11 protein-coding genes are annotated in these 10649 nt (G+C 71.8%); 2 read left to right on the forward strand and 9 right to left on the reverse strand.

The genetic code is table 11. The features are described from left to right. Window positions 1–407 precede the first annotated feature (407 nt). Window positions 408–1553, reverse strand: a complete 1146-nt coding sequence (locus tag ABZT49_RS14660; protein ID WP_407943507.1) for an alpha/beta hydrolase — start codon at window positions 1551–1553, stop codon at window positions 408–410. 95 nt (window positions 1554–1648) lie between these two features. After that, window positions 1649–2323: an HAD family hydrolase gene (locus ABZT49_RS14665; protein WP_355286765.1), complete on the reverse strand. Its 675-nt coding sequence runs from the start codon at window positions 2321–2323 to the stop codon at window positions 1649–1651. A gap of 167 nt (window positions 2324–2490) precedes the next feature. Here ABZT49_RS14665 and ABZT49_RS14670 point away from each other — a divergent pair, with 167 nt between their 5' ends. Then, window positions 2491–2862, forward strand: a complete 372-nt coding sequence (locus ABZT49_RS14670) for a hypothetical protein (RefSeq protein WP_355286766.1) — start codon at window positions 2491–2493, stop codon at window positions 2860–2862. Window positions 2863–2974: 112 nt separating this feature from the next. Here ABZT49_RS14670 and ABZT49_RS14675 read toward each other — a convergent pair whose 3' ends face one another. The 3 genes from ABZT49_RS14675 to ABZT49_RS14685 form a co-directional block, all read right to left on the reverse strand. Then, a complete protein-coding gene (locus tag ABZT49_RS14675; RefSeq protein WP_355286767.1) occupies window positions 2975–3925 on the reverse strand; it encodes a hypothetical protein in 951 nt (316 codons plus the stop codon). A gap of 87 nt (window positions 3926–4012) precedes the next feature. Then, complete coding sequence (locus ABZT49_RS14680) at window positions 4013–4465, reverse strand: PRC-barrel domain-containing protein (RefSeq protein ID WP_355286768.1); 453 nt, start codon at window positions 4463–4465, stop codon at window positions 4013–4015. A 63-nt stretch (window positions 4466–4528) separates the two neighbouring features. After that, window positions 4529–5014 (reverse strand): DUF2721 domain-containing protein, encoded by a 486-nt coding sequence (locus tag ABZT49_RS14685; RefSeq protein ID WP_355286769.1) that lies wholly within the window; start codon window positions 5012–5014, stop codon window positions 4529–4531. A gap of 403 nt (window positions 5015–5417) precedes the next feature. On the opposite strand from ABZT49_RS14685, the gene ABZT49_RS14690 reads away from it, so the two are divergent. Further along, complete coding sequence (locus ABZT49_RS14690) at window positions 5418–5978, forward strand: PAS domain-containing protein (protein ID WP_355286770.1); 561 nt, start codon at window positions 5418–5420, stop codon at window positions 5976–5978. A 304-nt stretch (window positions 5979–6282) separates the two neighbouring features. On the opposite strand, the gene ABZT49_RS14695 is transcribed toward ABZT49_RS14690, so the two are convergent. From ABZT49_RS14695 to ABZT49_RS14710, 4 genes are read right to left on the reverse strand one after another with little or no spacing between them, the layout of a single operon-like run. Continuing rightward, the gene (locus ABZT49_RS14695; protein ID WP_355286771.1) at window positions 6283–7074 is read right to left on the reverse strand and encodes a VOC family protein; all 792 of its coding nucleotides are present in this window, start codon (window positions 7072–7074) and stop codon (window positions 6283–6285) included. 13 nt (window positions 7075–7087) lie between these two features. Further along, the gene (locus ABZT49_RS14700) at window positions 7088–8716 is read right to left on the reverse strand and encodes an ABC transporter ATP-binding protein (RefSeq protein WP_355286772.1); all 1629 of its coding nucleotides are present in this window, start codon (window positions 8714–8716) and stop codon (window positions 7088–7090) included. Beyond that, window positions 8713–9564, reverse strand: coding sequence for an ABC transporter permease (locus tag ABZT49_RS14705; RefSeq protein WP_355286773.1), 852 nt, complete (start codon window positions 9562–9564; stop codon window positions 8713–8715). The genes ABZT49_RS14700 and ABZT49_RS14705 overlap by 4 nt, the downstream gene beginning before the upstream one ends. Before the next feature lie 5 nt (window positions 9565–9569). Then, window positions 9570–10547, reverse strand: a complete 978-nt coding sequence (locus tag ABZT49_RS14710; protein ID WP_355286774.1) for an ABC transporter permease — start codon at window positions 10545–10547, stop codon at window positions 9570–9572. Window positions 10548–10649: the final 102 nt, after the last annotated feature.

The raw sequence follows: 10649 nt of genomic DNA on the forward strand, positions 1-10649 counted from the left end.
CTCTCGGTGCCAAGCGACCGAATTCAACTACCCGAAGGTCAACTACATCTTCGCGCGCGTCGGAGGCCTGCGGGGCCACGCGGGGTCAGGATATGACAGGTACGATGCACTGCCCGACGCGAGCAGGACCGTCCCGCGGCGCGGGTTATCCTGCCGGAGTACCGTCGGGACGATAGGATTATAGGTCCAACCCGCGTCCATGACGGCCGGACTTCGCGCACCTCACGCAACTTCCGCTGCGCTGGCGCGGCCACAGCAAGCGGCGACGGTGGTCGGGAGTCTTGCGAGAGACACGTCGCGGCCCGCGCCGCCACACCGGCGGCCCGCCGCGATCGTCGCAGCCTCGAGCCTTGTTCAGCAAGACCGGGCGGGACACCGCGCGACGGCGACCGCCGGGCCGCATTCCGTCACGGCGCCTTCGCGGCCGTCCCCAGATGCGTGTCGAGGAAGGCGGCGATCTCGGTGAAGACCTCGCGGGTCTCGGGCGCGTCCGGATCGAATAGGTACTGGGCGTGGCTCATGCCCTCGAACACCTGGAGCGAGGCCTCGACCCCGGCCTGGCGCAGCTTGCGGTGGGTGCGCACGGTGTTGGAGAGGAAGAGGTCGCGGGTGCCGGTGGTCAGGATGGTGGGCGGCAGGCCGCGAAGGTCGCCGTAGATCGGCGAGAGCTGGGGGTCGCGCAGGTCGTGGCCGGCGGCGTAGAGCTTCGCGGCCCGGGTCAGCACGCCGTCATAGGAGACGAGCACGTTGTCCAGCCACTCATTGGCCTTGTAGCTGTCGCCGGTCTCGGTCAGGTCGGACCAGGGCGTGCCGGGAGCGATGGCGGCCGGGAGCGCCAATCCCTCGCGCCGGGCCCGCAGCATCAGCGCCAGGGTCATGCCGCCGCCGGTCGAGGTGCCGAACACCGCCATGTTCCCGGCCGGCTGCAGGGCGAGCGCGGCCTTCCACACCGCCATCGCGTCGTCCATCGCCGCCGGATAGGGCGCGTCCGGGGGCATGCGGTAATCGAACGAGATCACCGTGAAGCCGCCGAAGGCCGCCATCAGCACCGCCTCCAGCGTGCCGGCCTCGCCCGGGTTGTAGACGTAGCCGCCGCCGTGGATGTGGATGAGCAGCCGGTGACGGTTGCGTTCGGGCACCACCTTCGGGGCGATGATCCAGGCCTTGACGCCGCCGATCACCTCCGGGGTCGAGACCACGCCGAGGCGCTCGCGCAGGGCCGGCAGGGGCGCGGCGGTCTGGGCCGCGAGCTTCGCCACCAGCGCCTTCCACTCCGCCGCGTTGCCCGGATCGGCGTTCCAGGCCGGGGTCTTGTAGGGCGCCGCGATCGCCGCCTGGAATTCGGGGCTCACCGTGCCCGGCACCGGGATGCGCCGGCCCGGCACGGTGCGCGGGCCGGGCGCGGCATTGGCGGCGTTCTGGGCCGCCTCCATGCGGGCGAAATCCGACGCGTCCGCGCTCGGAGGCCCCGCCGGCTGCGGCTGCTGCGCGAGGACGGCCGTCGGCAGCGCGACGGCCAGAAGCAGGGCGGCGAGGCGGCGCGGGCCGGGCAATGGACGGCAATCCTGTCAGCGTGGAGCGCCGCACGATTCGCATGGCCGTCTCCATCCCGCAAGATGGACCCAGCCGGTGAGGGGGTGCCGCCCCGCTACGGCAGCCCGCGCCGCAGGGGCGAGGCGTCGTAGCCGTCGAGCAGGTCCTGCGGATCGCGGTAGATCGCGGTGCAGCCGGCCTCGCTAAGCTGCGCCTCCGGGAAGCCGCCGCACAAGACGCCGATCACCGGCAGCCCGGCCTTCGCCGCGGCCTCGGCGTCGTAGGGCGAATCGCCGATCACGACCGCCTGGCCCCGGGGCGGGCGGCCGAGCTTGTCGAGCGCGGCCTCGAAGATGTCCGGATGCGGCTTCGAGCGCTCGGCCTCGTCGGAATTGGTCGCGACGTCGACGAGGTCGCGGATACCGGCGATCTCCTGGTAGTGCTCCACCTCCTCGGCCTTGCCGGAGGAGGCGAGCGCCAGGACGTGGCCTTCCGCCTTCAGCCGCTCGAACAGGGCCCGCACGCCGGGAAACGGCTTCACCTCGGCCAAGTATTTCGTCTTGAACAGCTCGGAGCGGAATTTCTCGAGCTTCTCGCCCTCGCGCTCCAGGCGCTCCTTGGGCACGAAGAGCGGCATCAGCTGGTCGCCGCCCTTGCCGATCTGACCGCGGACCTCGTCCGCCGAGACCGTGATCCCGAAGGCGGCGAAGGCCTCCGCCCAGGCCTTCGCGTGCAGGTCGACGCTGTCGAGCAGGGTCCCGTCGATGTCGAAGATCAGGTGGCGGATCATGCGGGATACTCCTGTTGCAGCCGAGCACGAAAGCCATGCAAAGCGCCGGGGTTCCGTATGGCTGAAGCGGCGCGGCTGGCGTTCGAGCAGCGCGACCGTTAGAGGTTCGTCAACGCCGTTCCCCGCCGGCCGGTGGGACGGCTCCTTCGAGAACCCGGGAAGTGTCGATGTCCGTCCTGTCCAGAGCCTGCCTCGTCGCGGCCGTGGCCGCGCTCGCGGGCGGCTGCATCAGCAATCCCCTCGGCCAGGTCGGCGGCGTGCTCCCGGCGGGCGATGTCGGCCCGCCGCCCTCCCTGCGTGGCGACGTGAAGCTGCCGGCCCGCAGCAGCGGCGACCTCGCCCAGGCGGCGACCGAGCCGACCCGCCGCCTCAACGTCCCGACCAATTCCCGCGCGAGCGGCGACACCCTGAGCGCCCCGCCCCGGCGCATCCGCCGCGAGGACATCGAGGGCGAGGGCGGCGCCGGCGGCAGCAGCGGCAGCAGCCTGTCGCCCACCATGGGCTCGGGCGGCTCGGTCGGCCTCGGCGGCAAGTTCTGAGCGGCAAGCGCTAGAGCATTTTCCGACGAAGTGGACACCGGTTCGTCGAAGAAAATGCGGCAAAATCAATGGCCTAGAGAGCTTCGCGATTGCAACGCGATCGTGAAGTGCTCTAGGACCCTCGGGAGTCGCGGCTCTCCGCATCGGCCTTGGCGGCGGCGCGGCGGGCCCGGGTCTCCTGCGCCCGCGCGGTCTCGCGCAGGCGCCGCAGGCGCTCCTCCAGGCCGGCGCGGGTCGCGGGCCACCAGCCGCGGCCGGGCGCGTCGGGCGCCGCCGCCGGCACCGCCTCGGCGATCTCGCCGAAGGTCGGGATCCGCCACCAGCCCCAGACCAGCGGCCCCGGCGCGGCGATCGCCGGATAATGGGCGAGCGCGTCGGCCTCGGCGATGGGGGCGTCGTCGAGGGCCTCGAACACCACGATTCCCGCCTCCGCCACCTCGACCGCAACGCCGAGCGGCGGAGGATCGCCCCGCGGCACCGGGTGCCGCCGGCGCCGGCGCTCGGCTTCCGCCGCGGGGTCGCGGGCGGCCTCGCGCCGGGCGCGCCGCGCCGCCGGCTCGTTGGCGGCCGCCGCCTCCTCAATCACCGACCAGACCTCTTTCAGCGCCTCGTAGGAGCGCCAGGGCACCCGCCAGGCCCGAATCTCCGGCGCCCAGGCGGCGAACGGGATGGTGCGCAGGGTATCGACGACACTCCGCGAATAGGGCGTGCGGACCAGGAGCGCGTCCGTCTCGGCCGCGAGGTAGGGGCTCTCCAGCGGCTCGAAGGCGTAAGCGTCGCGGCCCTTGTCGTCGCCGTAGGCGTCAAGGGCCGAGATCTCCCGGGCGATCCAGGCATCGGCCCGCTGCTCGGCGGTGGTGCCGGGTACGAACCAGCGCCGGAGCTTGCGCCGCCAGCGGGCGGTCGGAAAAGTCTCCTTGAAGCGGGCCAGGAGCGCGCGGTCGAACGGCATCGCCACCAGCACCCCGGGGCGCTTGGCGGTGCCGGGCGCCACCGCGAAGCCCGCCCCGCGGGCGACCTCGCCGGCGGGGGCTTCCTGCTCGACCTTTTCCACCTCGGTCACAGCCGACTCGCCATGTATTGATCGTCCTGCGCCGCTCGTCCCAACCCTCGACCTCATCCTGAGGTGGAGGATAGGACGAGCGGATCCTCAGATCGTCGGGGCCCGGCCGCCGTAATAGTCGTCGAGGCGCCCGCCATAGGATGGATCGGTGAAGGGGTCCTCGTCTGGGCCGTGGCGCGGGGCGCCCGCGAGGGTGTCGGCGTCGATGTCGATGACGTAGCCGCCGAGCCGCAGGTCGTAGGTCAGCGATTTCCAGGGCACCGGGTGGTAGCTCTCGCCGAAGCCGAGGAAGCCGCCGAAGGACAGGACCGCATAGGCGACCTGCCCTGTCACCTTGTCGACCATGAAGTTGTAGACGCTGCCGAGATGCTCGCCCTTGCGGTCGTAGACGGCGGTGCCCTCGACCTTGTTCGAGGCGATCAGCCGGCGGGTCTCGTCGAGGGCGACGCCGTCGCCCGACGGATCGAGCTCCATCGTGCCGGGCTCGCGGTAGGCGCGCTCGTTCGGCGAGGCGCGGTTCTGCGGGAGTTCGGTCGGCATGGCGGGACTCCGGGACTGGTGTGCCTCGGGGGAACCGGGCTCGCCCGCGACGGTTCCGCGCGATCAGCGCACCTTGGCCTCTTCCACGCTCTCCTCGGCCTCCTCCCGCTGCTGCTGGTCCACCTCGGTGCGCACCGTGCGGCTCGCCAGCGTCATCTCGATCGCGAAGGCGGTGAGGGAGGCGAGCGTGCAGACGATCGCGGCGCCGAACAGGAAGAAAAGCACGCTCGCCACCGCGGCGTCCCGCAGGGTGCCGAGGAAGAGGGTCAGCACCGCGCCGCAGATCGCGACGCCGCCGAGCGCCGCGATCACCACCGCCACGTCGAGGGCGAGGCTGCGCCGGCGCAGGTCCCGGAGCCGGGCTTGGTCGCCGGGCCGCTCGGCGATGCGGTCGGAGAGCTTCTCGACTTGGTCGGCGATGCGGGCGTGGCGGGTCGAGAAGACGTTGAGCAGCGTCGCGATGCCGGAGAGCAGGAATACCGGTGTCAGCGCCACCTGGATGATGTGGGCGGTCGAATCGACCTGGGACGGATCGGCGGAGGGGAGCATGCGGGATCGGGGGCAAGCGCGGGCGCGGCCTGGCGCCGGACCGGATCCCCCGCGATATAGGGCGCGGCGGCGGAACGACATCGCGCCACGCCGATCCCGCAATGCAGCAGACGAGACGACGTCTTTCCATTCCGGCATAAGTACTCCATCAGAGTACTCCGTCTAGGATGGCGGCAGCAGGGATCGAGGACGCAGAGACGCATCGCTTTGATGGCGCACGATCCGACCTGGCGCGGCGCGCCGAACAGTCCGTCATCCGGATCGCGGCGAGGATGCATTGCCGCCAAGGTCCATCTGTCCCAGCGGAAACTTGACGCCCGCCCGGTACAAAATTACTGGTACTCGCAGGAGTTGCAGCTTTCCGCGGGGCAACCCGTCGGGACGCGTTCCAACGGAGGGGTGCGTGCGGGGACGAGAGGGGAAGCTGGCGGAACCGCCGCCGGGAGGGCTGGCCGCGGCCTGCGCGGCGCCGGACGCGGTGGCGACCTGGCAGTGGGACATCGGGCGCAACATCCTGTGCGGCGATGCCCGCATGGCGGCCCTCTACGGGCTCGATCCCGACCACCTGCGCACCGGCGCGCCGATTCCCCTTCTCCTCGACCGCATCCATCCGGACGACCGGGCCGGCGTGAAGACCCGCATCGCGCGGGCCGCGGAGGAAGGCGGGTCCTACGTCCTGCCCTACCGGCTGCTGTCGCGAGACGGCGGCGTGCGCTGGGTCCTGTCCTGCGGCCGCTGCACCCGCGACGCGTCGGGCCGGCCGCTCGAAGGGCGTGGCGTGGTCATCGACCTGACCGGGGGCCAGGCTCATCCCCTGGAGCGCGCGGCCGAGCACGGCATCGCGGTCCGCCGCGCCGTCGACGACTGGCACGACCCGTTCCTGCACCGCCTCGCCGACATGCTGCTCCTGGAAATCGGCCGCGGCCTCGCGGCGGATCAGGGGCCGTCGGCGTGGAAGAATTGAGGCCGGACGCTGCGTCCGCTTCGTGTCTTCGAGTCGCGGTAATTACGATGAAGGCGCGGGATCCCCTCTCCAGGCGATACCGGGCTTGCCCGGTATCGCTCCAAGGTGTGGGAGAGGGGTAGGGGCGATCGAAGATCGCGCAGGGTGACACGGTTCCATGTAAAGCTGAGATCGTCGTGCTGACAGCGGGGTGGTTCGAGCCGGACTCAGGACCGCAGCACCCTCACCCCCGACCCCTCTCCCACACGGGAGAGGGGAGACGCGCTTCGTCTTGAAGTATACTTGAACCCGCCCGGCCGCCGCCTCACCCCGCCATGATCGCCAGCCGCGCCCCATGGGTGAGGCGCAGGTCGAGCTCGCCCGCGCCCGCGGCGGCCCGGAACACGGCCGCGACCGGGCCCTCGCCCCGCTCCGCCAGCGCGCCGGCCAGCACGCCGTCCGCGCCCGCCGGGCTCGCCAGGGTGACGGTGGTGGCCGGACCGAGCGGCAGGGTCACGGCGCGCGCCGGGCTCCCGAGGATCTCGGCCTCGACGATCGGCGCCTCGGCCCCGGTGCCGAGGAGGGCGGCGTAGCGGGCGCGGGAGGCCGCGACGTCGCGCACCGCCACCGTGAGCGAGGCGACCCCGGTGACGCCGTTGTCGTGGCGGCGCACGTCGCCCTCCTGCACGCGCAACGCGCGGGGCGTGACGTCGCCGCACAGGAACGGCACGTCGGAGCCCGGCGCCCGGGCGGTCTTCCAGTCGAGGCGGGCGCCGTCCGGCCGGAAGCGGCCGCCGGCGACCGGATCGGCGATGTCGAGCCCGCGCGCTTGAGCCGCCTTCACGTCGGCCTCGATGTTGGACGGCAGCAGCGCGTGATCGAGGAAGCCCTCGCCGGCACGGTGATAGACCTCGGACCAGCGGTTGCCGGGTTCGGGCTTCTTGAAGGCGATCAGCTCCAGGTAGGCGCCGTCCTGAAGCACCACCAGCACGTTGTGGGTGATGCCGTTCTGGTGCTCGCCGCCGCGGATCACCGTGAAGCCGAGGCTGGAATAATCTGCGAAGGCCGCGTCGAGGTCGGCGACCGCGATGACGAGGTGGTCGAGGGTGAGGGACATGACGTTTCCTCTTTTAGGCGGCCGGCATCTGCGGACGGCCGGGGATCCAGGAGCGGCCGGGCACCGCCTCCAGGAGGGCGCGGGTATAGGCGGCCTGCGGGGCGGAGAAGACCTCCGCGGTCGGGCCGGCCTCGACGACGGCGCCGTCCTTCATCACGGCGATGCGGTCGCAGATCTGGCCGGCGACCCGCAGGTCGTGGGTGATGAACAGCATCGACAGCCCGAGCCGGTCGCGGAGTGAGTCGAGCAGCGCCAGCACCTGCGCCTGGACCGACACGTCAAGGGCCGAGACCGGCTCGTCGGCGACCAGCAGCTCGGGCTCCAGCGCCAGCGCCCGGGCGAGCCCGATGCGCTGGCGCTGGCCGCCGGAGAATTCGTGCGGCAGGCGGTCCATCGCCGCCGGATCGAGCCCGACGAGGCCGAACAGCTCGCGCGCCTTCGCCATCGCGTCGGCCCGGGAGACGCCGTGCAGCATCGGCCCCTGCGCCACAAGGTCGCCGGCGCGGCGGCGCGGGTTGAGCGAGGCGAAGGGGTCCTGGAACACCATCTGCACCCGGCGGGCCTGACGTCGCATCGCCTGCCGCGACAGGCCGGCCAGATCGGTGTCGCCGAGGCGGATCGTGCCGGTATCCGGATCGAGCAGGCGCACGATGCAGCGGGCGAGCGTCGACTTGCCGGAGCCCGATTCGCCGACGATGCCGAGCGTCGTGCCCCGCGGCAGCGACAGGCTCACGTCCCGGACCGCGTGCGTCACCCGGGCCCGGCCCGGAATGAGGCCGCCGCCCTTGCGGTAGGTCTTGGAGACACCGGCGAGCGTCAGGATCGCCGGACCCGCTACTGGGCGCGGCGGGCGCGGCAGGAGCGGCGGCACCGCGCCGATCAGCGCCTTGGTGTAGGGCGCCCGCGGGCGGTTGAGCACGGCGTCGGCCGGCCCCTCCTCGACGAGGCGCCCGGCCTGCATCACCGCGACCCGGTCGGCGATCTCCGCCACCACCCCGAAATCGTGCGTGATGAACAGCACGCCCATGCCGCGCCGCCGCTGGATGTCGCGGATCAGCGCCAGGATGCGTCCCTGGGTCGTCACGTCGAGGGCGGTGGTCGGCTCGTCGGCGATGAGGAGGGCCGGCTCCAGCGCCAGCGCCATGGCGATCATCACCCGCTGGCGTTGGCCGCCGGAGAGCTCGTGCGGATAAGCCCGGAGCGCCGCCGCCGGATCCGGCATCCGGACCTCGGTCAGCAGCGCCAGGGTCTTCTCGCGGATCGCGCGGGCACCGAGCTTGGTGTGGATGCGGAAGGTCTCGGCGATCTGGTCGCCGGCCCGGCGCAGGGGATTCAGGGCCGTCATCGGCTCCTGGAAGATCATGCCGATCTCGCGGCCCCGCAGGTGCCGCATCTCGGGCTCCGAGGCCCCGACGAGGTCGCGGCCGCGAAACAGCACCTGCCCGGCATCGGGCCGTACGCCCGCGGGCAGCAGCCGCATCACGGTGTTGGCGAGCACCGACTTGCCCGAGCCGGATTCGCCGACGACGCACAGGATCTCGTTGGCCGCCAGCGACAGGGAGACGTCGCTCAGTGCGTGGCTGCGGTCGGCCCCCGGCGGCAGGCGGACCGACAAGTTCTTCACCGAGAGGAGGTCGCTCATGCGGCGGTCTTTACCGGTGCGGGGCCGCGCAGGCGCGGGTTGAGGGCGTCGTTGAGGCCCTGGCCGACCAGCGACACGGCGAGCACCGTGACCAGGATCGCCACGCCCGGAATCGCCGAGACGTACCATTGCGTGCGCAGCACGCCGCGCCCGGACCCGATCAGGTTGCCCCAGGAGGCGACGTTCGGGTCCGAGAGGTTGAGGAAGGCGAGCGCGCTCTCGAGCAGGATCGCCACCGCCATCACCACGCTGGCGTAGACGATTACCGGCGGCAGGGCGTTCGGCAGGATCTCCCGGGCGATGATGCGCGCGTCGCCCATGCCGAGTACCCGGCAGGCCTGGACGAATTCGCGGTTGCGTAAGGTCAGGAACTCGGCCCGGGTCAGCCGGGCCGGGGCCGGCCAGGACACGAGACCGATCGCCACCGTGACCGTGGTGATGTCCGAGCCGAACACCGCGACGAGCACGAGGAGCAGCAGGAAGTTCGGCAGGGTCTGGAAGGCTTCCGTGATCCGCATCAGGACGTCGTCGACGATCCCGCCGTAGAAACCCGCGACCGCGCCGACCGCGATGCCGATCGCGATGGCGATCACCGTGGCGACGAGGCCGATCAGGAGCGAGACCCGGGCGCCGTGGAAGACCTGGGCGGCGATGTCGCGCCCGCTCGCATCGGTGCCGAGCCAGACCTTCGGGTTGACGAAGGGCCATTGCAGCGGCCGGCCGGCGAGGCCGAGCGGGTCCTTGGGAAACAGCACCGGGGCGGCGAGCGCCACCGCGACGACGAGGAGGAGGAGCACGGCGCCGAGCAGAGCCGCCGGGTTGCGCCAGTAGCGCGCGAGAGCCGCCATGGCCTCTAGCGCCCCGCCGCGATGCGCGGATCGAGCCGGCCGTAGATCAGATCGACCAAGAAATTCACCGTGATGACGAGGAGCGCCGACACGAACACGATGCCGAGCAGGGTGTTGAGGTCGCGCTGCACCACCGATTCATAAGCCAAGCGCCCGAGGCCCGGCAGCGCGAACACGCTCTCGACCACGACCGAGCCGCCGAGCATCGTGCCGGCTTGCAAGCCCACCAGGGTGACCATGGGAAGGAGCGCGTTGCGCAGGGCATGGCGCACGATCACGCCGGTCTCGCCCAGGCCCTTGGCGCGGGCGGTGCGGACGTAGTCTAGGCTCATCACCTCCAGCATCGAGGCGCGCATGATCCGCAGGTAGGTGGCGAGGAAGACGAGGGCGAGCGTCAGCGTCGGCAGGACGAGGTGGCGGGCGATGTCGAGGAGGCGCGTCAGGCCGGTATAGCCGGCACCGACCTCCTCGATGCCGCCGGCCGGCAGCCAGCCGAGATGGATCGCGAACAGCACGATCCCCATCAGCCCGAACCAGAACGAGGGCGTGGCGTAGAACATCAGCCCGAGTGTCGAGATCAGGGTGTCGGGCCATTGCCCGATCCGCCGCGCCGCGAGCACGCCGAGGCAGGTCCCGCCCGCGAAGGCGAGGGTGAGGGAGGCGCCCATCAGCATCAGCGTCACGGGCAGCCGCTCGGCGATCACGGTCGCGACCGGCTTGCCGTAGATCGCCGACTGGCCGAGATCGAGCTGCACCAGCCGCCACAGGTAGCGGGCGAGCTGGGCCGCGGCCGGCAGGTCGAGCCCGTAATAGCGGCGCAATTCCTCGGCGGTCGCCGGATCGCCGCCGCCCATCTGGGCCATCAGCGCGTCGACGGTGTCGCCGGGGGCGAGCTGGAGCAGCAGGAACAGCCCCGCCAGGATGACGAGGAGGGTGGGGAGGCTGGCGGCGAGGCGGCGGAGGGCGAGGAGGAGGATGGTCATGGGTGGGCCTCGGGCGCGACGCCCCGACCCCTCCCCCCACGGAACTCGGGCTTGCCCGAGTTCCGCATCCCTGTGCCCAAGTCGGGCATGCCCGACTTGGGA

The organism is Methylobacterium sp. EM32 (assembly GCF_040593685.1).
GTDB lineage: Bacteria > Pseudomonadota > Alphaproteobacteria > Rhizobiales > Beijerinckiaceae > Methylobacterium.

Bases quoted from the DNA above. Each gene is read 5' to 3' on its own strand.
- ABZT49_RS14665 (WP_355286765.1), bottom strand. From the start codon at position 2,323: ATGATCCGCCACCTGATCTTCGACATCGACGGGACCCTGCTCGACAGC.
- ABZT49_RS14670 (WP_355286766.1), top strand. From the start codon at position 2,491: ATGTCCGTCCTGTCCAGAGCCTGCCTCGTCGCGGCCGTGGCCGCGCTC.
- ABZT49_RS14680 (WP_355286768.1), bottom strand. From the start codon at position 4,465: ATGCCGACCGAACTCCCGCAGAACCGCGCCTCGCCGAACGAGCGCGCC.
- ABZT49_RS14685 (WP_355286769.1), bottom strand. From the start codon at position 5,014: ATGCTCCCCTCCGCCGATCCGTCCCAGGTCGATTCGACCGCCCACATC.
- ABZT49_RS14695 (WP_355286771.1), bottom strand. From the start codon at position 7,074: ATGTCCCTCACCCTCGACCACCTCGTCATCGCGGTCGCCGACCTCGAC.
- ABZT49_RS14700 (WP_355286772.1), bottom strand. From the start codon at position 8,716: ATGAGCGACCTCCTCTCGGTGAAGAACTTGTCGGTCCGCCTGCCGCCG.
- ABZT49_RS14705 (WP_355286773.1), bottom strand. From the start codon at position 9,564: ATGGCGGCTCTCGCGCGCTACTGGCGCAACCCGGCGGCTCTGCTCGGC.
- ABZT49_RS14710 (WP_355286774.1), bottom strand. From the start codon at position 10,547: ATGACCATCCTCCTCCTCGCCCTCCGCCGCCTCGCCGCCAGCCTCCCC.